This is a genomic window from Nocardia sp. NPDC052316 (genome assembly GCF_044547795.1).
GTDB lineage: Bacteria > Actinomycetota > Actinomycetes > Mycobacteriales > Mycobacteriaceae > Nocardia.
The window spans coordinates 907,226-932,104 of sequence record NZ_JBIUBB010000004.1 but is presented as its reverse complement, the minus strand read 5'-3'; the positions used below and the strand labels follow the sequence as shown (position 1 = coordinate 932,104).

Genomic DNA, 24,879 nt, shown 5'->3' with positions numbered 1-24,879 from the left:
GTTGGCTCCATGACCTTGTCGTTCCATTGGTTCCTACCCACCTACGGTGACTCGCGCGGCCTGGTCGCCGGCGGGCACGGCACCTTCATGTCCGGTGACCGCCCCGCGACGCTGCGCTACCTGAACCAGATCGGCGCCGCCGCCGAGGACAACGGCTTCGAGGCCGTCCTCACCCCGACCGGCGCCTGGTGCGAGGACGCCTGGCTCACCACGGCGATGATGGTGGACACCACCGAGACGCTGAAGTTCCTGGTCGCCCTGCGCCCCGGCCTGGTCAGCCCGACGCTGGCCGCGCAGATGGCGGGCACCTTCCAGCGGCATTCGCAGGGCAGGCTGCTGCTGAACGTGGTGACCGGCGGCGAGCCGCACGAACAGCAGGCCTACGGCGACTTCCTGGACAAGGAGCAGCGCTACGCCCGCACCGGCGAATTCCTGCACGTGGTGCGCGAGCTGTGGCGCTCGCACGAGCCGATCACCTTCGAAGGCAAGCACATTCACGTCCGCGACGCGTTGCTGAGCAACCGGCCCGACCCCATTCCGCCCGTCTTCTTCGGTGGCTCCTCCGCGCCGGCCGGTCCGGTCGCGGCCCGCTACGCCGACACCTACCTCACCTGGGGTGAACCGCTGCTCGCGGTGAGCAGGAAGCTGGAGTGGATCCGGCGCCTGGCCGTGGATCAGGGGCGCATCCTCGACTACGGTCTGCGCATCCACGTGATCAGCCGCGACACCTCGGAAGAGGCGTGGGCCGAGGCGGATCGGCTGCTGAACGGCATCGATCCGGCCGATATCGAGCGGGTGCAGGCGAGCCTGGCGCGCAGCGAGTCGGAGGGGCAGCGTCGCATGTCCGCGTTGCACGGTGGTGCCACCGATCGGCTGGAGATCGCACCCAACCTATGGGCCGGGGTCGGGTTGGTGCGCGGCGGCGCGGGCACGGCGCTGGTCGGCTCGCACGCCGAGGTCGCCGAGCGGCTCGTCGAGTACTCGAAGCTGGGCATCAGCCACTTCATCCTGTCCGGGTACCCGCACCTGGAGGAGGCGTACTGGTTCGGTGAGGGGGTGCTGCCGATTCTCGAGCGCAAAGGGCTGTGGACGCACCCGTCTCGGCCGGCCGCCGCGCCGGTTGCGACGCCGTTCGCCGCGTCGTCCAGCAGCTGACGCGTCCCCGTCTTGTCGCTGGGGTCCCGCGCACCGTTCACATGCGGCGCGGTGCGCGTTTGCGCAGGTAGCAGACCCCCAGTTGACGGCGACGCACGCACTCCTACGAGAATGGTCTGTCGGTTCGGCGCTCAGGCGGGACCTCTGGACGAGTTCGTAAGGGAGTCATGACCACCCCAGCCGCTCAGCGATGGCGCCGTCGTTTGCCCGACACCGCGATGTCCGAGGGAGCGCCCACGCTGGCGCGCAGGCTCGGCCGCATCGACCTCACGGCGATGGGTGTCGGCACCATCGTCGGCGCGGGCATCTTCGTGATCACCGGTGTGGCCGCCGCGGAGAAGGCCGGGCCCTCGATCGTGCTGTCGTTCGTGCTGGCGGGCACCGTGTGCGTGCTGGTCGCGCTCTGCTACAGCGAGCTGGCGGCGATGGTACCGGTCTCCGGCAGTGCCTACACCTACACCTACGCCACCCTCGGCGAGGGCCCCGCGTTCCTGGTCGGTTGGAATCTGTTGCTGGAGTTCGTGATCGCGGGTGCCGCGGTGGCGATCGGCTGGTCCGGGACCACGGTGTCGGCGCTGGATTCGCTGTTCGGCATCACCGTTCCGAAGGCCATCGCGGCCGGGCCGACCGAGGGCGGCATCGTGAACCTGCCCGCGATGCTGATCATCGCGGCGATCGTCGCGGTGCTGGTCGGCGAGGTGTCGCTGACCGCACGGATCACCAAGGTGCTGGTCGGCGTGACGATCGGCGTGCTGGTGCTGGTGGTCGCGGTCGGCGCGCCACACATCGACGTGCAGAACTGGACACCGTTCGCGCCGTTCGGCGTCAGCGGCATCATCGGGGGTGCGGCGATCGCGTTCTTCGCGTTCCTCGGCTTCGACGTCGTCGCCGCCTCGGCCGAGGAGGCGCGCAACCCGCGCCGGGATATCCCGTTCGCCATCATCGGCACGGTGCTCATCGCGACCGTGCTCTACGCCCTGGTCAGTGCCGTGCTCACCGGTATGGCGCCGTTCGCGACGCTGAACAACGGGGCGCCGATCGCCACCGCGTTCGACGGGTTGAAGATCGGCTGGATCGGCAATGTCATCGTGATCGCCTCGATCATCGCGTTGACCAAGGGCCTACTGATGATCGTGTACGCGCAGGTGCGGCTGGGTTTCGCGATGTGCCGAGATCGGTTGCTGCCCTTCGGGCTCGCCCAGACCGGCAAGCGGTCCACGCCCGTGCGACTGACCCTGCTGCTCGGCGCGGTCTGTGCGGCGATCGCCGGGCTGCTGCCCATCGATATCGTGGTGGAGCTGGTGAATATCGGGGCGCTGTCCGCGTTCGCGGTGGTGTGCATCGGCGTGCTGGTGCTGCGCAAGGCCGAGCCCGAGCGGGAGCGGCCGTTCCGCACGCCGTTCGTGCCGGTGGTTCCGGTGCTCGCGCTCGTCGGATGCGTGTTGCTGGCAACCACGCTGGACGGGCTGACCTGGGTGCGCTTCGCGATCTGGGTGCTGGTCGGCGTCGCCGTCTACCTCGGATACGGGCGCAGACGCTCCACGCTCGCCCCGGTTACCGTCCGCTAGCAGCGGAAACCGGCCCGCCGAGGTCGGGATATCTCACATAAGACGCGGAATCCATTGCGCCCCATGCGTCTTTTCGGCAGGCTCACAGCATGCCGAACGTACTGGTGAGGCGCCATATGAAGGGACGATGAACGATGTCGGACGACGAGAAGACGATCCGGGTTCTGATCGAGCGGTGGGCTGCCGCCGTGCACGCGGGCGACCTGGCCGCCGTTCTCGCCGATCACGCACCCGACATCGTCATGTTCGATGTGCCGCCGCCGGACGAAGGTCTGCGCGGCATCGACGCCTACCAGGCGGCTTGGCCGGGGTTCTTCGAATGGCAGGCGCAGGGGGCGACGTTCGAGATCGTCTCGCTGGATGTCACGGCCGGCACCGACGTCGCGTTCGCTCACGCCCTGCTGCTGTGCGGCACGGCCGAGGACTTCGCCAAGGACCCCGGCCGACGGCTGCGCCTCACCCTCGGCCTGCGCAAGGAGAACGAGCGGTGGATCGTGGCGCACGAGCACCACTCGTTCCCCGACGCCAGCCTGCCCGCCGTCTGAGCTCGCGCGGGCACCGCTCATCCCACAGCACCGGGGTTGTCACCCATTTCAGTACCCCGGTACTAGATGCGAATAGTGCTGCGGCGGGACGTCTTCCGAGGGTGCCGATTCCTACCTTCGGTGCATGCCCCCATCACACTCCGTCGTGGTCGCCGAGCGGGCGGCGCACGCGCGGCATCGCCGCCGCACCGGTTCCGATGCCCGCCTGCATCGCCCGCTGACCTGGATGGCGCTGGTCATGGCCGCGCTGACCGTCACCTCACTGGTGGGGTTGCTCGTCGACGATCGCATGCTGCTCGGCGAGTCGGTCTGGTTGAAGCCGTTGAAGTTCGGTTTCGCCTTCGCCCTCTACGGACTCACGCTGGCATGGTTGCTGTCGTTGCCGCACAAAGGAAGTCGCGCGACCTGGTGGCTGGGCACCACGTTCGCGGTGGCCGGCGCCCTCGATGTCGGCTTCATCGCCGTGCAGGCGGCCCGCGGAACGTTCAGTCATTTCAACAACTTCGACGCCGACCCCGTCAACGAGATCGGCCAGCGCATCTTCATGTCCGGCGTGCCGGGCCTGTTCCTGGCGAACCTGATCATCGTGGTCATCCTGTCCTGGCAGCGCCTGGTGGACCGGCCGACGGCCCGCGCGATCCACTTCGGGCTCGCCCTAGCCGTCACCGGAATGGCCATGGGCTACCTGATGGGATACACCGGCAAGCAGCTGGTGCGTGACACCAACGGCAACGTGGTCGAACTGATCGCCGGCCACACCGTCGTCGACCCCGCCAACCGCGACCTCTCTCCCCGCGACGCCGCACCCGGCATGCCGATCACCAACTGGAGCACCATCGGCGGCGACCTACGCGTCCCGCACTTCGTCGGCCTACACGGCATCCAGATCCTGCTGCTCGCCGTTATCGTGCTGGCCTGGCTGGCCCCCCGCTACCCCTGGCTGCGCCCCGAACGCACCAGAGCAGCAGTAGTCGGCGTCCTGGCCCTCGGTTACACCGGTCTGCTCGCCATCGTGTTCACCCAGGCAATGCGCGCCCAGTCGCTCATCCACCCCGACGGAACCACCCTCGCTTCCATCGCCGCCCTCACAGTTGGCGTAGCTGTGCTCCTGGGAGCCGTATACCGGCGAGCCCACACCCACCCGCGAGCCATCCCCACGTGACGTAAGTTCCGCGCTCTTGACACATGCTGCAACCGCAGTCAAGAGCGCGGAACTTACGTCACGTCAGCAGGTGGGCACGGGCACCGCCGCAGCTGTTGCTGTGTGGTCGCGGTTACGCCCGCGATGGCCGTACCCGCGGAGATCGCAGCCGTGGTAGCCGTGCCCGTGACGGCCGTACCCGTGACGGCCGCGCCCGCGGTGGCCGTACCCGTGACGGCCGCGCCCGCGGAAACCGCGCTCCCGGCGATCGCGGCCGTGCTGGCCGTGCACGCGGAGATCGCGCCTGCGGAGATTGCGGCCGTGCTGGGCGATCCCGCACCGGCTGCGGCCGCGCTGCTCGTCCCCGCAGTGACCGAACCCGTGATGGCCGTGCCCGGCGGAGATCGCGGCCGCAGTAGCCGAGTCCGTGAGGTCGTGCTCATCCTGACTGCGGTCGCGGGGTTGCGGCCGAGGGGGGATGTGGCCAAGCGGGTGCGGCTAACGGAGGCGTTCGGCGTCGCGGGTTAGTTCGAGGAGGGTTTTGCCTAGGGTGGCGAGTTCTTCGGGGGTGGCGTTTTCTTCGATGGCTATGGCTACGTCTTCGGCGGCGCAGCGGGCGGCGAACCAGCGGTCGGCCAGGTCGGCGGCCTCTTGGGCGCTCAGGACGACGGAGTCGTCGGGGATACCGGTGCCTTTGAGGCTGTTGCGGTGTTCGTAGGCACGTTGACGACAGGATTGGCGGCAGTACCGGCGGCGACGCCCGGCCTCCGACTCCACGATCTCTCGCCCACACCACAGGCAGGACAGTTGGCGAGAGTGACGACGATCAGAGATGGAACACACCCCCTAGCGGCAAGTCAGGCAGGACAACAAGCGGCTCGACATGACGCAGAACCTTAATGCGTCGACCGCCCTCAGCCGCTCAACGACCCCCTTGAACCGCCGGATGGCGGGCGTGGCGAGGTCGGCACGCCGATGGCACTACAATGGAACGGTTCCGTGGCCCGTCGGGAACTATCGGCGCAGGCCCGTTCGTTGCACATAAGGTCCAGCGAGCACCAGACGCTCGTACGGTCGCAGCAACAAGACTCGAGCACACAGGGAGAGGCACACCATGGCAGATCGCGTACTCCGGGGCAGTCGGCTCGGAGCGGTGAGCTACGAGACCGATCGCGACCACGACCTGGCTCCGCGTCGGATCGCCCGATACCGCACCGACAACGGCGAGGAATTCGACGTCCCGTTCGCCGACGACGCCGAAATCCCCCCGACCTGGCTGTGCCGCAACGGTCAGGAAGGCATGCTGATCGAAGGCACCACCGTCGAGACCAAGAAGGTCAAGCCCCCGCGCACCCACTGGGACATGCTGCTGGAACGCCGCAGCAAGGAAGAGCTCGAGGAGCTGCTCAAGGAGCGCCTCGATCTCCTGAAGACCCGCCGCCGGGTCTGATTCCCGGGGTCGCCGCCGGGCCTGGAGGCTCCGCTTCCCAGGCCGGAAGGCCGTTAACCGAAAAGGCCGCCTACATCGAAAGATGAAGGCGGCCTTTCACGTACCACCCTCCGTTTCGTATTGGCCTGACGAGGATTCGATCAGCAGCGAGTGGGTGATTTACACAGCGACGGAGCGGGATCGGACGCCGGAACGGACCGTTGTGTACACCCACGGTGGCGGTTTCGTGCTGCGAATGTCCGAGGCTAGCTGGGACATGTGCGCGGAGTTGATCACCGAAACCGCGGCGCGCCTGATCATTCCGCTGTATCCGTTGGCACCTGAGGGCACCAGCGAGGTCGTGCCGGACATGGTCGCCGACCTCGCCGCGAAGGTGATCGCCGACGAAGGTCCCGAGCAGGTGAGTCTGGTCGGGAATTCCGTCGGCGGGACCATCACGCTGGCGGCGGCGCAGATCCTGCGCGATCGGGGTGTGCCGAATCCGCATGTGACCGTGCTGATCGTGCCGGTGCTCGACAACCGATACCTGGAGCCGGAGATGGCCGAGCTCGACGAGCTCGACCCGTTCCTCAGCCCGGCGGGGTGCCGCTACTTCGGCAGCCTGTACTGCGGCGACCTGCCTGTGACCGACCCTCGGGTAAGCCCGATCCTGGGCAACAACGATTACCTCGGCCGCCTGCTCGTACTCAGCGGCACCTACGACATCCTGAACTGCCAAGCCCGCAACTACGCGGCCATGGCACCCACTTTCACCGGCACCCACCTCGACTACCGCGAGGCCCCGCAGATGATTCATATCTGGGCGACCAGTCCGACCCCCGAGGGCGCGGAGGCGCGGGAAACGATCTACCGAGCGATCCGACCCTAGCCGTCGACAACCCGCCGACTCATTGACTGGCCGCCCCCGAGCTGAGCGGCCGGCCACCTCCGGGACTCAGCGGCCGACCACCTTTCCGGCTCAGCGACTGGCCACCTTCCGATACCGGAGCAATGCCAGCGGCACCGCGACCGCGAGGATGGCGACGGAACAGCCTATGGCGTAGCCGACGCAATGATCCGCGGCCCAGCCGGTGGCGGGGGCGAAGGTGGGGGGTGCGTCGTTGTCGAAGAGTTTGCGGCCCGCTGCCGAGACCGCGGTGATCGGGTTCCACTCCGCGATGGTGCGCAGCGGGCCGGGGAGGGTTTCGGCGGAGATGAAGGCCGAGGAGATGAACGACAGGGGGAACAACCAGATCAGGCCCGCGCTCTGCGCGACTTCGACCGTGGGTGACAGCAGACCGGTGAGCGCGCCCACCCAGGACATGGCGAAGGCGAACAGCAGGATCACTCCGAAAGCCAGTGCGGCGTCGGCGATTCCGCCGTTGATCCGCCAGCCGACCACGTACCCGCAACCGACCATCACCGCGACGCTGAGCACATTGACGACCAGGTCGGACAGCGTGCGCCCCATCAGCACGGCCAGCCGCGACATCGGCAGCGTCCGCATCCGATCGATGATGCCTTTCTGCAGATCACCGGCCAGCCCGACGGTGGTGAATGCCGCGTTGAAAGCGACTGTCTGGGTGAAGATTCCGGCGAGCAGGAACTCGCGGTACTGACTGCCGCCCAGCGAAGCCCCGAAGATATAGGCGAACAGGAACACGAACATCAGCGGCTGAATCGTCGCGGTCACCAGCAACGTCGGCACTCGCAGGATGGTCAGCAGATTGCGGTAGGCGACGATCGCGCTGTCCCGGAAAATCCGCAGCCGCGGCCCCGAATCGAGCTGTACCGCTGACATTTTCGGGGTATCGACCACCGCAGTCACGACAGAATCTCCTCTTGTACGTCATCGGTTTCTGGCTGGCGGTCGGCCCCGTCGCGGGCCGGCGTGCCGGTGAGAGAAAGGAATACGTCGTCCAGGCTGGGGCGGTGCACGGTGGCGTCCACCACGCACACGCCCGCGTCGTCGAGCCTGCGCAGCGCCTCGACCATGGTGCGCGAGCCGTCGCCGACCACGATCGACGCCTCGTCGGTGCCCTCCTCGTGGCTCGGCTCGCCGATGCCGACCTGCGCGAGCACGGTCAAGGCGGGTTTGACGTCCTGCCCGGAGGCGAGGGTGACGGTGAGCCGGTCGCCGCCGATGGACATCTTCAGCTCGTCCGCGGAGCCGCGCGCGATCACCCGTCCGCGGTCGATCACGGTGATCCGGTCCGCGAGCAGATCTGCTTCCTCCAGATACTGGGTGGTGAGCAGCACGGTGGTGCCGTCGTCGACGAGATCGCCGATGACGCGCCACATGTCGAGCCTGCCGCGCGGATCGAGTCCGGTGGTCGGCTCGTCGAGTACCACCACCGCGGGCCGGGCGACGAGCGCACCGGCCAGGTCGAGTCGCCGCGCCATACCGCCGGAGTAGGTGCCTGCCCGGCGGTGCGCGGCGTGGTCCAACCCGAACGCGCTCAACAGCTCCTCGGCACGGCTGGTGGCCGCGCTGTGCGACATGCCGTAGAGCCGCGCCACCATGCGCAGGTTCTCGTACCCGGACAGATTCGCATCGACCGCGGCGTACTGGCCGGACAACCCGATCCGCCGCCGCGCCGCACCCGGATTGCGCAGCACGTCCACCCCGGCCACCCGCACCGACCCGTGGTCGGGGCGCAGCAGGGTGGTGACGATGCGGACCGTCGTCGTCTTACCCGCGCCGTTCGGCCCGAGCAGGCCCATCACCGTGCCCGCCGGAATCTGCAGGTCGATGTTGTCCAGCACCCGGATCTTGCCGTAGCTCTTGACCAGCCCGAGGACTTCGACTGCCAGACTCACGACTCCCCCTCCACCAGCGACTCCCCCGCCATCCAGTCCGGTCTACTCACCTTTGCTTCTCCTTCTTTCGGATCCCGATGGCAGGTTTCTCGGATCGTGAGCCGTTCTTGCTCCGTTTCGCGTCCCCGTTGACCGGATGCGACCCGTTGGCGGACGGGTGCTCGGGCTCGCCGTCCAGCCTGCGCCGCAGCACCGGGCCGATCGCGGCGAGCGATTCGGGTGCGGTCATCGCGGAGTGCCTGCACGGGAGTTCGTGGTCGTGGATGTCGCCGGTGACGAACGGCTGCCAGGCGATCGCGCGGCGCTCCGGGTCGGCCCGGTTGATCTCGTCCGCGGCGGCGGTGAAGAACAACAGATCGCCGTCGAAGACGCGCGGCCGGAAACCGTGCGCGAGCAGCGTGCCGTTGGTGTATCCGGCGTAGAGCCGTTCCAGGTGTTCGACGGTGAGCGCCGCGAACGGTCCCGGCCGCGCCCGCAGCAGCTCCGCCGCGTCGCGCAGGTTCATCGCCGGATCGATCGGGGTGTCGAGCTGATCGCTGCCGAACTCCTCGATGATCTCGGCCACGCTGGGGATCGCGTGTTCGAGCCAGGCGTCGGAGAGCCGGTAGCTGTCCATCATCGACAGCAGCGCGACCTGGTCGCCGGACTCCTGCAACCGCACCGCCACCTCGTGCGCGATGAGGCCGCCGAGCGACCAACCGAGCAGGTGGTACGGCCCGGTCGGCTGGATCGACTTGATATGCGCCACATACTGTCCGGCGGCCTCGGTGATCGAGGCGAACCCGTCCTCGCCCGCGACGTGCGGCGCCTGCAACCCGTACACCGGACGGTCCGGCCCGAGGTGCGCGAGCAACCCCGAGTAGCACCAGGCCAGCCCGATCGCGGGGTGGATGCAGAACAGCGGTGCCGCGGCACCGGTGGGCCGAATCGGCAGCACCGGCCCGAGCGCCGCCGCGATACCCGCGCCCGAACCGTCGAGACGTTCGGCGATGGCCGCCGGTGTCGCCTCGCCGAACATCAGCTGCACCGGCAGATCCAGACCGTTCGCCCGCACCTGCGCGACAACTTTGGTGGCGAGCAGCGAGTTGCCGCCGAGCTCGAAGAACCCGTCGTCGGCGCCGACCACTTCCAACCCGAGCACCGCCGCGAACGCCGCGCACAGCGCGACCTCCGTCGGCGTTGCCGGTGCCCGATACCCCTCGGTGGCGGTGAACACCGGTTCCGGCAACGCTTTTCGGTCCAGTTTGCCGACCGGGTTGAGCGGCACCTCGCCGAGCAGCATGATCGACTGCGGCACCATGTAATTCGGCACCAGCCCCGCGACGTGCTCGGTGAGCTCGGCCGCCGTCACCTCGACACCGTTGCGCGCCTTGACATACGACACCAGCGCGGTGGTGCCCGCCTGCGTGCGATGCCCGATGGTGGTGGCGAACTCCACCGCACCGTGCCGAGCCAGCGCCGCGTCGATCTCGCCGAGTTCGATCCGGAACCCGCGAATCTTGACCTGGTGATCGGTGCGGCCGACGTACTCGATCTCCCGGCCTGAGCCCGTGCTGCGCCCCGCCGACAGCGAGGTCTGCCCGGCGCACCAGCGCACGAGATCGCCGGTCCGATACATCCGCTCCCCCGGCTTGCCGTACGGATTCGCGACGAACCGTTGGGCCGTGAGCCCCGGCCGATTCAGGTAGCCACGCGCCAGCGCGGCACCGGCCAGATGCAGCTCACCGGTGACGCCGACCGGCGCGGGGTGCAGCCGCGGGTCCAGGATGGTCGCGTTGACCCCGCGGATCGGACCGCCGATGGTGATCGGACCGCCCGGCGTCAACGGCTGCCCGATCACCGTGACGATGGTCGTCTCGGTGGGCCCGTACACGTTGTACAGGTTGCGGTTCGGCGCCCACCGGGTCACCAGGTCCGGCGGCAGCGCCTCGCCGCCGACCAGCACGTGCCGCAACTCGGTGACCCCGGTCGGGTCCACCGTGCCCAGCGCCGAGGTGGTGATGAACGCGTGGGTGATCGCTTCCTCGATGAACACCCTGGCCAGGTCTTCCCCGCCGACCACACCGGGCGGTGTGATCACCAGCGTGGCCGCGCCGCCGAGCGCGAACAGCAGATCCAGCATCGCCGCGTCGAAGCTCGGCGTCGCGAAATGCAGTACGCGACAACCGGGTTGGACCTCGAACCGCTGCGCGGTCTCGGCGGCGAAATTGGACAGACCACCGTGGGTGACCACCACGCCCTTCGGCGTGCCGGTGGAGCCGGAGGTGTAGATCACGTACGCCGGATTGTCCATCCGCAGCGGCGCGGTGCGTTCCGCCGCGGTGATCGGCGCGTCCGAGGTGTCGAGCACGACGCCGCGGAAGTGCGCGTCGTCCAGCACGATCCACGCCACACCGCCGGGCAGCTCGTCGCGGTAGCCGCCGAGGGTGATACCCAGTGCCGCACCGGAATCCGACAGCATGTGCTCGATCCGGTGCGCCGGGTACAGCGGGTCGACGGGCACGAACGCGGCGCCGGCCTTGGCCACCGCGAGCACTGTGGCCACCGACTCGACCGACCGTGGAATACCCAGCGCCACCAGCGTTTCGGGGCCGACGCCCTGCCGGATGAGCACCCGCGCCAACCGGTTCGTCCACCGGTCGAGGGCGTCGTAGCTCACCTGAGTGTCCTCGGCACGCAACGCGATCGCCTTGCGGTCGACATTCGCCGCCGCCGCGAACACCTCGGGGAAGGTGATCGGACGGTCCGGCTCCGCCCCGCGCACCGGGGCGAGCCCGGACCATTCGGCGGGATCGAGCAGCTCCAGATCACCGACGGCGGTAGTCGGATTCGCGGCGACGGCGGCGAGCAGCCTGGTGAGCCGCTTGCCGAGCCGCAGCGCGGTCTGCTCGTCGAACAGATCGCTCGCGTAGTTCACCGACAGCGTGATGCCCGCCGGATCCCGTTCCGGCGTCTGCGTTTCGGTGAGGGTGAACTGCAGGTCGAACTTCGCGACACCGGTGTCCACATCGGCCACCTCGATCCGCAGATCGGGCAGGTCGAGCCCGCGCACGGGCTGGTTCTGCACCGAGAGCATCACCTGGAACAGCGGGTGATGCGCCTGGGACCTGGCCGGATTCAGCACCTCGACCAGCCGCTCGAACGGCACGTCGGCGTGCGCGAACGCGTCGAGATCGGTGTCGCGGACGGTGTGCAGCAGATCGGTGAACCTGGCGTCCGGATCGATCCGGGTGCGCAGCACCAGCGTATTGACGAACATGCCGATCAGCCGGTCCAGCGCGGGGTGGCCGCGCCCGGCGATGGGTGTGCCGACGGTGATGTCGTCGCCCGCCGTCATCCGGTGCAGCAGCACCGCGAGCGCGGCGTGCAGCACCATGAACATGCTGACGTTGTTGCTGGTCGCCACGGTCCGCAAGGCCCGATGCAGATCGGCGTCGATCGCGCACTCGACCAGCCCGCCGCGGTAGGACGGCACGGGTGGGCGCCGCCGGTCCGCGGGCACGGTGAGCAGCTCGGGGCTGCCGTCCAGGGTGCGCCGCCAGTAGTCGAGCTGGCGGCTCAGCACCGAGCCGGGGTCGTGCTCGGCGCCGAGCGCATCCTGTTGCCACAGTGTGTAATCCGCGTACTGCACCGCGAGGTCGGTCCACTCGGGCGTGCGGCCCGCGCAGGCCGCCCGGTAGGCGGTCGCCACGTCGAGCGCCAGCGGCTCGAGCGACCAGCCGTCCATCGCGATGTGGTGCACCACCAGCACGAGCACGTGCTCGTCGGACACCTCGGCCGGATTCTGCACGCCCGTGTCACCGTGCGGCGAGACCGAGATCAACGCGGCCCGCAGCGGCACCATGCCCGCCAGATCGAATCCCGGTGCGGCGAAGCGCCGTACCGCGTCGTCGACCTCGCCCGGGGTGACCGTCGCGACGAACAGCGTGATCGCGGCGGCGGCCAGGTCGAGCACCTGCTGGGCCGGTTCGCCGTTGGTCTCGGGGAACACGGTGCGCAGCGTCTCGTGCCTGGCCTGCACCGCGTGCAGCGCCATCACCAGCGCGTCCACGTCGAGCTTGCCGTTCATCCTGAGCACGACCGGCACGTTGTACGCGCCCGCCGTCTGCTCGGCCGCCTCGCCGGATCCGTTGAACCGGTTCAGGAACCACAGCCGACGCTGCGCGGCCGACAGCGGAATCCGTTCGGGACGATGGCGACGCACCAGGGCCGGGTGCGCCTGCGCTCCGCCGGGGCCGGAGTCGAGCAGTGCCGCCAGCTCCGCCACCCGTGGCGCCGCGAACACCGTGCGCACCTCGAGCCTGATATTCGTCGCCGCGGCCAGCCGGGCGACAAGTTGCGTTGCCAGCAGCGAGTTTCCGCCGATGTCGAAGAAGCTGTCGTCGGCCCGCACCGCCTCGACGCCGACCAGCTCCGCCATCACCTCGGCGACCAGCAGCTCCGACGCCGTCTCCGGCGCACGCCCCACGGCGTCCGCGACGAGCCTCGGCTCGGGCAGCGCGGCGGTATCGAGCTTGCCCACCGGCGTCAACGGGATCTTGTCCAGCACAGTGATACTCGCGGGCACCATGTGCGACGGCAACAGCGCGCCCACATGGGCGCGCACCGCCTCCACATCCACACCTGCGTGCTCGTCGGAGGGCTGCACGAACGACACGATCCGATCCACGCCCGCGATCTGCCGCACCTCGGTGTGCGCGAACCGCACGCCGGGATGCTCACCGAGCGCGGCGGTGATCTCGCCGAGCTCGATCCGGAAACCGCGCACCTTCACCTGATGGTCGCTGCGGCCGAGGTAGCACAGCTCGCCCGCGTTGTTCCAGCGCACCACGTCACCGGTGCGGTACATCCGCGCGCCGGCCGGACCGAACGGGGCGGCGACGAAACGAGCTGCGGTAAGCCCGAATCGGTCGTAATAGCCGCGGGCCACGCCATAACCGGCGAGGTAGAGCTCGCCGGGCACGCCCACCGGCACCGGGCGCAGCCGCTCGTCGAGGACCAGCGCGAGAGCCCCGCGCACCGGCGTACCGATGGTGATGGGCCGATCCACCGCCAGCGGCTCGGAAATGGTGATGACGATCGTCGTCTCGGTCGGCCCATACACGTTGTGCAGGTGCCGATTCGGCGCCCACCGCGCCACCAGGTCGGGTGCACACGCTTCGCCGCCGACCATCAGCGAGCGCAGGTGCGGCAGCGGCCATCGGTCGTGATCGACGGTGGACAACGCGGCCGGAGTGATGAAAGCGTGGGTGATCCGCTCCCGCTCCAGCAACGCGCCGAGTTCGTCGCCGCCGTAGATATCCGGCGGACAGATCACCATGCCGGCACCGGATCCGATGGCCAGCAGCAGCTCCAGCACCGCCGCGTCGAAGCTGGGCGAGGCGAAGTGCAGCGTGCGCGACTCGCGATCGACCCGCATCCGGTCGCGCAGCTCGTCCGCGAAATTGGACAGCCCGGCGTGGGTGACCGCGACGCCCTTGGGCTTTCCGGTAGAACCGGAGGTGTAGATCAGGTAGGCCAGATCGTCCACCTCGATGGTGCACAACCGGTCGAGGTCGTCGACCAGCGCGTCGTCGTGACCGTCCAGTTCCGCGGCGAAATCGGGATCGTCCAGCAGCACCCAGTCGGTCACCGGGCCGTCCGCCGCGGCCGCCCGCAGCTGCTCGGCGTGTGCGGCGACGGTGACACCGACCCAGCAGCCCGCGTCGGTGAGCATGTGCCGGATCCGGTCCGTCGGGTAGGTGGGGTCGACCGGCACGAACGCGGCACCGGTCTTGACCACCGCGAGCACCGTGAGCACCGACTCGATCGAGCGGGTGAGCCCGAGCGCGACCCGATCGCCCGAGCCGATGTCGCGCGCGATGAGGGCGCGCGCCAACCGGTTCGAGCGGCGGTCCACCTCGGCGTAGGTCAGCGTGGTGGTGCCCGAACGCAGGGCGGTGCGGTGCGGGTGCATGTGCGCGGTGGCCGTGAAGTACGCGGGCAGCGTGCACTGGGGCATGGTCGCGCCGCCGGTGGCCGGGGCGAACAGGCGCCGTTCGCGCTCGGTGCGCGTGTCGATGTCGCGCACCAGCACTCGCGGGTCGGCGGTGACCGCCGCGAGCACCCGCAGGAATCGGTCGGCCAGCGTGTGGATCGTCGCTTCGTCGAACAGCTCTGCGGCGTAGACGAATTCGAAGGCCTGACCGGGTTCGCCCGGCCCCGCGTCGCAGCCGATGTGGGCGACCCGCAGCTCCAGGTCGAACTTGGCCAGCGCGATGTCGAGTTCCTCGGCGCGCAATGCCAGACCGGGCAACTCCAGCGTCGGGACGGGTCCGTCCTGCACGCTCAGTGCCACCTGGAACAGCGGGTGCCGCCCGGAACTGCGTGCCTCGCCGCCCAACTCCTCCACGATGCGCTCGAACGGAATGTCGGCGTGCGCCATCGCGGCCAGCTCGGTGTCCCGATCGGCGCGCAGCAGGCCCGCGAAGGTGCGATCCGGGTCGACGTCGGAGCGCAATACCAGCGTGTTCACGAACATGCCGACCAACTCGTCGAGTTTGGTGTCGGTGCGCCCGGCGACCGGGGTGCCGATCACGATGTCACGGCCGCCGGTCACCGCGCGAAGCAGCACCGCGAGCGCCGAGCGCAGCACCATGAACATGCTGACGCCCTGATCCCTGCCCAGTTCGGCGAGGGCGCGCTGAACCGGTTCCGGCACGGTGAATTTCACCGCACCCGCCTGCTGGGTCGGCTCCGCGGGCCGCGGGCGGTCGTAGGGCAGCGGCAGTTCGGCGGGCAGCTCGGCGAGCGCGGTCCGCCAGTATTCGAGCTGGTTGCCCGCGAGGCTGCCCGGATCGTTCTCGTCGCCGAGGCAGGCGCGCTGCCACAGCCCGAAGTCCGCGTACTGCACCGGAAGTGGCGCCCACCCCGGCGCGGAGCCCTCGTGCCTGGCAACGTAGGCGGCCGCCAAATCCCTGGTCAGTGGGCCGAGCGACCAGCCGTCGGCGGCGATGTGATGCACCACGATGCCGAGCAGGTAACGCTCGGCGCCGGTGCGCAGCAACGTCGTTCGCAGCGGGGTGTCGCGGATCAGATCGAAGCCGGTGTGCGCGAGGGTGCGCAACGCGGCCACCGCGCCCGCGTCGTCGGTGTCGATCGGCTCGACCGTCGGCAGCGCGCGAGCGGTCGGCAGCACCGACTGGTGTGCCCCACCGTTGTCTTCCGGGAACACCGTGCGCAGCACCTCGTGCCGCTCCACCAGGTCGGTGAGCGCCGCACGCAGCGCGGGCACATCCAGATCACCGGAGATTCGGATAACGAAAGCGATGTTATATGCGCTCGATTCGGGAGAATATCGATTGAGGAACCACAGTCGCTGCTGCGGCAGCGACAATGGGATGCGTCCCGGACGCGTGGTCTGCACAGCCAGCGCCAACCGCTGCGTCCGGGGCGCTTCCGTGAGCCGCTCGGCGACACCGGCGACGGTCGGCGCCTCGAAGATCGCCCGCACCGGCAGGTCGACGTCGAACTCCGCGTGCAGTGCCGCGGCCAGTCGGGTGGCCAGCAGCGAGTTGCCGCCGACATCGAAGAAACTGTCCTCCGCGCCGGTGACCGGGCGGCCGAGAATGTCACCGAACACCGCCGCGACGCGCAACTCCAACTCCGTGCTCGGCGCGCGGGACGAGCCGAGCGCGGCGAAAACGGGTTCGGGGAGCGCTTTTCGGTCCAGCTTGCCCGCCGGGGTGACCGGCAGCTCGTCCAGCACGGTGACCGAGGCGGGCACCATGTATCCGGGCAACCGCTGGCGCGCGGTCTCGATCACCTCCGCCGCCGTCACCGGCTCGTCCGCGGTCACGTACGACGCGAGCCGCGGCTGACCCTGCTCGTCGGTGTGCACCACGGTGAGCGCGAAGCTCACCCCTGGACGGGCGCGCAGCACATGGTCGATCTCGCGCAGCTCGATGCGGAAGCCGCGGATCTTGATCTGGTCGTCGGCGCGACCGAGGAAGCGCAGCTGCCCACCCGGCTCGACGACCACCAGGTCACCGGTGCGGTACATGCGCTCGCCCCGCCTGCCGTGCGGGTTGGCCGGGAAGCGCTGCGCGGTCAGGCTGTAGCGGCCGTGGTAGCCGCGCGCCAGGCCGGGGCCGGACAGGTACAGCTCGCCCGGCGTCCCCGGTGGCACCGGGTGCAGGCGGCCGTCCAGCACGAACAACCGCATGCCGCGGATCGGCCTACCCAGCGGCACCGGACGGCCCGGCACCAGCGGCCCGGTCGCGGTGGCCGCGACGGTCGCCTCGGACGGCCCGTACATGTTGTGCATGCGGTGCTCGACCGACCACGTCTGCACCAGTTCCTCGGCGCAGGCCTCACCGCCGACGATGACCGCCTCGAGCTCGTCGAGCCCCTCGGTGGGCACGGTGGCCAGCGCGGCGGGGGTGATGAAGGCGTGGGTGACCCGCTCCGCTCGCAGGAACGCGGCGAGCTCGCTGCCGCCGTACAGGTCGGCCGGGGCGACGACGATGGTCGCGCCCGCGGCGAACCCGAGCAGCAGCTCCAGCACCGACGCGTCGAAGCTCGGCGAGGAGAAGTGCAGTGTCCGTGCCGAATCCGAGACGCCGAACAGATGCCTCTGCTCGTGCGCCAGCGAGGCGAGCCCGGCGTGGGTGATCACCACCGCCTTCGGCGTGCCGGTCGAGCCCGAGGTGTAGATCAGGTAGGCCGGATGCACCGTGCACAGCGGGAGGTGCCGATCGGCGTCGGTGATCGGCGCGCTGGTGTAGTTCAGGGATTCCTCGGCCAGCTCCGCGGAGCCGAGCACCAGCCAGTCGACCGAGTGCTTGCGGTGCTTACCGCGCGGCGCGGGCCATTCGGGCATGGCCGCAAGGCATTTCGCGTCGGTCAGGCCGAGCATGGCGCCGGAGTCGCTGATCATGTGCGCGATCCGCTCGCCGGGGTAGCCCGGATCGATCGGCACATAGGCCGCACCGGTTTTCGCGACGGCCCACACCGCGGTGATGGCGTCCACGCCGCGCGGCAGCGCGATCGCGACGACCACCTCGGGCCCGGCGCCGTGCTCGATCAGGGCGCGCGCCAGCGTGTTCGACGCCTCGTCGAGCTCGCGGTAGGTGGTGTCGGTGCCGAGGTAGCGCACCGCCACCGCGTCGGGCAGCCGCTCGGCGGTGTCGGTGAGCAGCTGGGCGAGCGTGCTGAACGGCTCGGCGGGCGAGCCCGCGATCGGCACCAGGTTGGCGAGTTCGCGCCGGTCCAGGATGGTCAGGTCACCGATCGGCAGGCTCGGCGCCGCGACCACCGCGTTGAGCACGGCGACGAAGCGGCGGGCGAAGGACTCGACCGTCGACTTGTCGAAAATATCGGTGGCATAGCCGAATTCGGCGGTGAGCGGCCCGTCGGAGATGTCGTCGTGCACCACCAGTTGCAGGTCGAACTTGGCGATGTCGGAGACGATGGGCAGCACCTCGGCGCGCAGGCCGGACAGCTCGACGCGCAGGTCCGGTGCGCGGTCGTAGGACAGCATCACCTGGAACAGCGGGTGCCTGGCGGCGGAGCGCTCCGGGTTGACGACCTCGACCAGCCGCTCGAACGGCACGTCGGCGTTGGCGAAGGCGTTGAGGTCGGCCTCGCGCACCACGTCGAGCATGCGGTCGAAGCCCGCGGCGGGGTCCACCTCGGTGCGCAGCACCAGCGTGTTGACGAACATGCCGACCAGCTCGTCGAGCGCCGGATCGGAGCGGCCCGCGATCGGTGTGCCGATGGCGATGTCGGTGCTAGCGCACAGCCGCGCGAGCAGCGTCGCCAGCGCGGCGTGCAACACCATGAACATGCTCACGCCGCGCGAGGCCGCGAGTTCGCCTGCGGCACGCCGGATTTCCGGGGCGATGGTGAACTCGACCCTGGCGCCGGTGGTGGCGCGGCGGAGCGGGCGCGGGCGGTCCAGTGGCAGGTCGAGCTGGTCGGGCAGTCCGGCCAGGGCCGAACGCCAGTGGGTCAGTTGGGCACTGAGCGCACTGGCCGGATCGGCCTCGTTGCCGAGCAGTTCGCGCTGCCACAGCGCGAAGTCGGCGTACTGCACGGGCAGCGGTGCCCACCGCGGCGCGGCGCCCTCGGTGCGGGCCGAGACCGCGGTCATCAGATCCCGGGCCAGCGGCGCGATCGACCAGCCGTCGCCGCAGATGTGGTGCAGCACAAGCAGAAACACCCACTGGTCCGGCCCGGTGGTGTAGAGCGCCACCCGGATCGGCGCCTGGATGCGCAGATCGAAGCCGTAGCCGGCGAACTCGGTGGCCAGCGCCGCGACGTCGGCGCCGGTGGCGTCGATCGGGTCGAGGGTGAGCGGGATCTCGGCGGCCGGATGGATCAGCTGGCACGGTCCGTCCGCCGCCTCCGGGAAGGTGGTGCGCAGGCTCTCGTGCCGCTCGATCACGTCGATCAGCGCGGCGCGCAGCGCGTCGACGTCGAGGGCGCCCTCGATCCGGACGGCCAGCGGCATGTTGTATGCCGCGGCGTGTTCGGCGAACCGGTTCAGGATCCACAGTCGCTGCTGAGCGAGCGACAGCGGAATCCGGTCCGGCCGTTCGCCGGCAACCAGTTTCGGCGAGGCGACGTCGGTGGTGTGCGTGGCGAAGCACTCGGTGAGCGCGGCGATGGTCGAGGCCTCGAACAGGTCGCGGATGGTGAGTCCGGTGCCGAGGGCGGCGTTGATCCGTGCCACCGCGCGGGCGGCGATCAGCGAGTTGCCGCCGAGGTCGAAGAAACTGTCCTCGACGCCGAAGTCGTCGGTGCCGAGCACCTCGGCGAAGATGCCGGCGAGTACCCGCTCCACCTCGGTGCGTGGCTCGGCGGTGGACCTGCTCGCCGAGCGCGATCCGAGCACCGGGGCGGGCAGCGCTTTGCGGTCGATCTTGCCGTTGGCGCTGAGCGGCAGCTCGTCGAGCTCCATCAGCGCGGACGGCACCATGTACGCGGGCAGGGTGCGGCGCAGCGCGGTCAGCAGCGCGGCCGTGTCGATCCGGGACACCGGATGCGGGGCGCTGGCGGCCGGGGTCGGCGGCCGGTACTCCTCGGCGTCCGGGGTCGCGACGACATAGGCGACGAGTTCGTCGCCGTTGCGCCCGGTATGTGCCACGCAGACCGCCCTGGCCACCCGGTCGTCGGCGAGCAGTGCCGCCTCGATCTCGCCGAGCTCGATGCGCAGGCCGCGGATCTTCACCTGGAAGTCGCTGCGGCCCATGTACTCCAGCACGCCGGGGCGCTCGGCCGAGAGCTGCCAGCGGGCCAGGTCGCCGGTGCGATACATCCGGGCACCCGGGGTGAACGGATTGGCCACGAAGCGGTCGGCGGTGAGTCGTGGCTGGCCGAGGTAGCCGCGGGCCAGTTGCACGCCGGCCAGGTACAGCTCGCCGACGACGCCGGGTGGCACCGGCCGCAGCCTGGCGTCCAGTACGTAGGTCTGGGTGTTCCAGACCGGCGAGCCGATCGGCACGCTCGCCGGGTCGGCCGGGCAGGGCCAGTAGGTGACGTCGACCGCGGCTTCGGTCGGGCCGTAGAGGTTGTGCAGCGCGGGGTGGTGCTTGGGAGTGGCTGCAGCGTGCTGCGAAGCAACGATGGGTGAGCGCAGTGCGGCGTAGAAGTCGCGGACCGTCGCGGCGGGCAGGGCCTCGCCGCTACAGAACACCTGACGCAGCGCCGTGCAGCCGCGCACATCGGTGTCGGTGACGAACACCGACAGCATGGACGGCACGAAATGCGCTGTAGTGATGCGCTTTTCGGTGATGAGCCGGGCCAGGTAGCCGGGGTCCCGGTGCCCGTCGTGCTCGGCGACGACGAGCCGCGCGCCGATCTGCAAGGGCCAGAAGAACTCCCACACCGAGACGTCGAAAGTGGCCGGGGTCTTCTGCAATACCGCGTCGGTGTGGTCGAGCGGGTACTCGTGCTGCATCCAGCGCAGCCGGTTGACGATCGCCGCGTGGGTCACGCCGACGCCCTTGGGTTTTCCGGTCGACCCTGAGGTGAAGATGACGTAGGCCAGGTGGTCGGCCCGCAGAGCGGCGACGCGGTCCGCGTCGGTGATCGGGGCACCGTCGAAGCACGACAGGTCGACCGCGTCGATGGCGAGGCTGCTTACGGACAGGGTCAGCGCGTCCCGGTCCGCGGTGAGCACGCAGACGGGTGCGGCCTGCCGCACGATCTGCTCGACGCGCTCGGCCGGGTGCTCGGGGTCCAGCGGCAGGTAGGCCGCGCCCGCCTTGACGATCGCGTACACGCCGACGACGAGCTCGATGCTGCGCCGCAGGCACAGCGCGACCACCGTCTCGGGGCCCGCGCCGCGGGTGATGAGCAGCCGGGCCAGCCGGTTGGCGCGATCGTCGAGTTCGGCGTATGTCACCGACTCGTCGCCGAATTCGAGGGCGACGGCGTCGGGGCAGCGCGCGGCCCGTTCGGCGAACAGGCTCGCGAGCGTGCCGAGGTGCGGCGGGGTCTCGGTCGCGTTCCAGTCGTAGAGGACCCGGCTGCGTTCGGCCGCGGTGATCGCGGTGAGCGTCTCCGCGCGGGTGTCCGGCGCGGCGGTCAGGAAGCGGGTGAGGAAATCGAGGTAGCGGTCGTGGTGGGTGGCCACCTCGGTCTCGCTGTAGAGCCGCGCGTTGGCCTCGAAGTCGACGTGGATGCGGTTGCCGACACCGTTGTACAGGTTGATCGACAGGTCCTCGACCGGGCCGGTGGCCAGCACGTTCAGCGAGCCGACCAGGCTGCCGAACTTCAGCTCGTTGTGGAACAACATGATGTTGACCATCGGGCCGAAGAAGCCGCGCGCGTCGCGGGAGTAACCGCAGTCGCGGCGGATGTCGTCGTGACGGTAGCGCTGATGTCTCAACGCGCCGGTGATCTGCAGTTCGCAGGCCTTCGCCACCTCGGCGACGGTGGTGTCGGCGGTGAACTTCACCCGGATCGGCACCACATTGGACACCACGCCGGCCGAGCGCCGCAGCGACACGGTGGTGCGCGCGGATACCGGCAGGCTCAGCACCACATCCGGATTGCCGGTCACCGACCGCACATACGCGGCCAGGGCGGCGACGAACAGCGCCGAGTTGGCGGTGCCGAAGGCGGCGGTCGCCTCGTCCATCGCGGACTGGCACCGGTCGTCGAGCACACCGGTGGCGGTGCGCCTGCCCGCGTCGTGCGCCGCGGCGGTGACGGTGGCGCCGCTGAGGCTCATCGGCTCGCCCGCGCCCGCCAGCTGCTCGAGCCAGTAGTCCCGGTCGGCGCGGAACCGGCTGGAGTCCCGGTAGCGCAGCTCGTCGGCGTACATCTCGACCAGCGGGGTGGCCCGCGACGCCACCGGCTCGGTGTGGTTCTCCACCGCGGTGTAGATCTCGGCGGTGCGGGTGAGCGCGTTCATCGCGCCGTAGCCGTCGATCACGATGTGATGGGCACGCGCGTACCAGATGTAGTCCGAATCTCCGGTCCGCAGCACCACATTCGTGGTGAGCGGATCGTGCTCCAGATCGATCGGCGAGCTGGCGTGCTCGTTCATCCAGCGCAGCGCCGCCGCCTTCGGATCGGCCTCGGCCCGCAGGTCGAGCCGGGCCCAGCCCGGACGCCGGGTGGTATCGATGCGCTGATGCGGGATGCCATCGATCTCCAGCAGCCGCACCTGGCCCACCTGGGTCTCGGCACCGAAGCGCTCGACCGCGTAGAGCAGCCGCCCGACATCCAGGTCACCGTGGATCTCCACATACTGGGCGATGGTCAACGGCACATCCGGGCGGATTCGCTGCGCGTACCAGAGCGCCGTTTGCGCCGGCGACAAAGCGAACGGTTGTGCCGAAAATTCGCCGGATGAACATTGGTCGACGCGGTCCGTGGCCAATGAACTCATCAATCACTCCGTTCTGCCTCTGTTGACGCAACTCCCCGAGCAACCGCCGCACGGCAGGCGCGCAGGCGCCGATCATGGACGGGATCCACGACAGATGATTCGGAGCGTCGGAACGGGCGGATTGCCGCCGTGTTGGATTTGTTTCACATCCAACGCCGTTGGCACACCGTGACTTTGACTAGCTACATCCTCGCGAACCGGGCGATTGGGGCATGCGGCTCGGAAAAAGGCCAGGAAGATACGTGACGCGACAAGAAAACGGCCGCGTACCCCACCGGTTTCGGCGAATCATGCGCTACATCACAATATGGCTACAGCTACCACAGAAAATACCGAGTGTTCGGTCTGCATTCGGGTCGGTCAGGAGACGGGTTGTCCGATCTCGTTCCGTCCGGCAGCCGCCGTGCGCGCCCGCCGCCGACGGACCACCGCGGCCACGAGGGCGGCGGCGGTCAGCGCGACGAAGACGACCTCCGGTGCGGGACCGACGCGAGTCGCGAGTGTGTTGCTGGTTCGCAACGGTAGATCGGCGACCAAGGCGGCGGGCACGAACTGCGCGGTCTCCTGCCGCACACTGCCGTCCGCGGCGATGATCGCGCTGACCCCCGAGGTTGCCGCGACAACAAGGGCGCGGCCGTGCTCCACGGCGCGAATGCGCGACATGGCCAGCTGCTGGTAGGTCATCTCACTGTCGCCGAAGGTCGCGTTGTTCGTCGGCACCGTGAGCAACTGGGCGCCCGCGCGCATCGCGTCCTCGAAGGCGCGGTCGAAGGCGACCTCGTAGCAGGTCGCGACGCCGATATCGATGCCAGCGGCGTGCACAACGCCGTCGCCGTGGCCCGGCACGAAATATCCGGCGCGGTCGGCATATTCGGAGAACAGGCGGAAGAACGAGCGCATCGGCAGGTACTCGCCGAACGGCTGGATGATCTTCTTGTCGTGCCGCTCCCCCGGGCCCGCCACCCCGTTCCACACGATCACCGAGTTGGTCGTGGTGCGATCGCCGTTCACCAGCACCGCGCCGACCAGGATCGGCGCGCCGATCTGCTCGGACGCCTCGGTGATCAGTGTCGCGGCGTCGGCATTGCGCAGCGGATCGATATCGGAGGAGTTCTCCGGCCAGATCACCACATCCGGCCGCTTCGCCTGCCCCGCCTCGACCGCGCGCGCCAGTTCTTTCGTGCGGCGGACGTGGTTGTCCAGGACGGCGCGGCGTTGTGCGTTGAAGTCAAGTCCCAGGCGCGGGACGCTGCCCTGGATCGCAGCCACCGTGATGGTGCGATCGCCGCGATCCGGGTCGGGTAGCACCCCGTGAACCACCAGCCCCAGCACAGGCATGACAACCAAACCCACCACCGCAGCCACCAAACCGGCCCGCGAAGCAGTAGCGCCGCACACCTTTTGACTTCCCGAAGCCGGAATCGCATGCGATTCGGTGTGCGGGAGATCGGAAAGTGTGCGGCTGCCCTGGCCGACTTCGGTGGGCGGGTGGACAAGTCGAGATGGTCGCAGTCGCAGGATCAAGGCCGCGGCGCTGGTTCCGGTGAGGGCTACCGCGAAGCTGACCAGCGGTGCGCCACCGAGCGAGGCGAGCGACAGGAACCATCCGTCGGCCTGCCCGAATGCCAAACGGCCCCACGGGAACCCGCCGAACGGGAAGCTCGACCGAGCCCACTCCGCGGTCGCCCACGCCAGCGCCACCCACAGCGGCCAGCCCGGCAGGCTGCCCACAAGCCGCGCCGTCAGCCCGAACAACCCGATGTACACCGCGCATACCGCCGAAAGCGCCAGCCACGGCAGCGGTCCGACGTAGATCCCGGTCCACGGCAACAGCGGTACGAAGAACGCGAGGCCGGCCAGCAGCCCGTAGCCGAACCCACCGCGCAGCCGCCCGCTGCCCCGCACGGTCAACGTGAGCACCGTAATGCCGAGCGGCGCAAGGAACCACCACGGTCGGGGCGGAAAGCTGCCGAACAGCAACAGTCCGGCCAGCAGCGCCGCCACCGACCGCCACAGCACGGGGTACCGGTCCAGCGCGGCCGATAGTCGTTCACGCACCACGGGTGGTTACCTTTCGCCGCGGAGCACCGGAGGACAGCCCCGCGGCGTCAGCTCGATGGTCTGGTGTCCTGGGCATGCGGGAGGGGGTCGTTCCCACCGACCGCCGCAAGATCAGCGCTGCGAGTTCACGGTTCGTCCCAGACCCACGAGACGTGGGGGTCCCACGCTGCGGCACGGACATCATCGCATCGCGTTCACGCTTGATGCCATAACTCCACGGGGCGACGGCACAAGGCCACGGCGCCGAAACCTTCGCGGTGCGTTCACGCCTCGTGCAG

The 24,879-nt window shown here is 69.4% G+C and carries 12 protein-coding genes; 7 read left to right on the top strand and 5 right to left on the bottom strand.

Translation table 11 applies throughout. The features are described 5' to 3' along the window. The first annotated feature begins 9 nt into the window (after positions 1 to 9). The 5 genes from ACIHA7_RS22670 (at position 10) to ACIHA7_RS22650 (ending at position 4,937) form a co-directional block, all read left to right on the top strand. Positions 10 to 1,155 (top strand): LLM class flavin-dependent oxidoreductase, encoded by a 1,146-nt coding sequence (locus tag ACIHA7_RS22670; protein WP_397292904.1) that lies wholly within the window; start codon positions 10 to 12, stop codon positions 1,153 to 1,155. 167 nt (positions 1,156 to 1,322) lie between these two features. Continuing rightward, positions 1,323 to 2,723 carry an APC family permease gene (locus tag ACIHA7_RS22665; protein ID WP_397292903.1) on the top strand — a complete coding sequence of 467 codons (1,401 nt, stop codon included), beginning with the start codon at positions 1,323 to 1,325 and terminating at the stop codon, positions 2,721 to 2,723. A gap of 134 nt (positions 2,724 to 2,857) precedes the next feature. Continuing rightward, positions 2,858 to 3,268 carry a YybH family protein gene (locus ACIHA7_RS22660; RefSeq protein WP_397292902.1) on the top strand — a complete coding sequence of 137 codons (411 nt, stop codon included), beginning with the start codon at positions 2,858 to 2,860 and terminating at the stop codon, positions 3,266 to 3,268. A 124-nt stretch (positions 3,269 to 3,392) separates the two neighbouring features. Further along, the gene (locus ACIHA7_RS22655; protein WP_397292901.1) at positions 3,393 to 4,430 is read left to right on the top strand and encodes a hypothetical protein; all 1,038 of its coding nucleotides are present in this window, start codon (positions 3,393 to 3,395) and stop codon (positions 4,428 to 4,430) included. A 123-nt stretch (positions 4,431 to 4,553) separates the two neighbouring features. After that, entirely contained in the window at positions 4,554 to 4,937 is a 384-nt protein-coding gene (locus ACIHA7_RS22650) for a hypothetical protein (protein ID WP_397292900.1), read from the top strand. Here the strand turns inward: ACIHA7_RS22650 and ACIHA7_RS22645 are convergent. Further along, positions 4,908 to 5,243, bottom strand: a complete 336-nt coding sequence (locus ACIHA7_RS22645; protein WP_397293132.1) for a hypothetical protein — start codon at positions 5,241 to 5,243, stop codon at positions 4,908 to 4,910. The two genes, ACIHA7_RS22650 and ACIHA7_RS22645, sit on opposite strands and share 30 nt — an antisense overlap. Positions 5,244 to 5,523: 280 nt before the next feature. On the opposite strand from ACIHA7_RS22645, the gene ACIHA7_RS22640 reads away from it, so the two are divergent. Both ACIHA7_RS22640 and ACIHA7_RS22635 read left to right on the top strand, forming a co-directional pair. After that, entirely contained in the window at positions 5,524 to 5,859 is a 336-nt protein-coding gene (locus tag ACIHA7_RS22640) for an RNA polymerase-binding protein RbpA (protein WP_040731279.1), read from the top strand. A gap of 82 nt (positions 5,860 to 5,941) precedes the next feature. Then, a complete protein-coding gene (locus ACIHA7_RS22635) occupies positions 5,942 to 6,727 on the top strand; it encodes an alpha/beta fold hydrolase (RefSeq protein ID WP_397292899.1) in 786 nt (261 codons plus the stop codon). Positions 6,728 to 6,817: 90 nt separating this feature from the next. Here ACIHA7_RS22635 and ACIHA7_RS22630 read toward each other — a convergent pair whose 3' ends face one another. The 4 genes from ACIHA7_RS22630 to lnt all read right to left on the bottom strand — a co-directional run bounded on the left by ACIHA7_RS22630 (position 6,818) and on the right by lnt (position 24,601). Beyond that, entirely contained in the window at positions 6,818 to 7,600 is a 783-nt protein-coding gene (locus ACIHA7_RS22630; RefSeq protein ID WP_107660618.1) for an ABC transporter permease, read from the bottom strand. 62 nt (positions 7,601 to 7,662) lie between these two features. Continuing rightward, positions 7,663 to 8,658 (bottom strand): ATP-binding cassette domain-containing protein, encoded by a 996-nt coding sequence (locus ACIHA7_RS22625; RefSeq protein WP_397292897.1) that lies wholly within the window; start codon positions 8,656 to 8,658, stop codon positions 7,663 to 7,665. A 46-nt stretch (positions 8,659 to 8,704) separates the two neighbouring features. Then, positions 8,705 to 22,471 (bottom strand): amino acid adenylation domain-containing protein, encoded by a 13,767-nt coding sequence (locus ACIHA7_RS22620; protein ID WP_397292893.1) that lies wholly within the window; start codon positions 22,469 to 22,471, stop codon positions 8,705 to 8,707. A 429-nt stretch (positions 22,472 to 22,900) separates the two neighbouring features. Next, positions 22,901 to 24,601 carry an apolipoprotein N-acyltransferase gene (gene lnt, locus ACIHA7_RS22615; RefSeq protein WP_397292889.1) on the bottom strand — a complete coding sequence of 567 codons (1,701 nt, stop codon included), beginning with the start codon at positions 24,599 to 24,601 and terminating at the stop codon, positions 22,901 to 22,903. Positions 24,602 to 24,879: the final 278 nt, after the last annotated feature.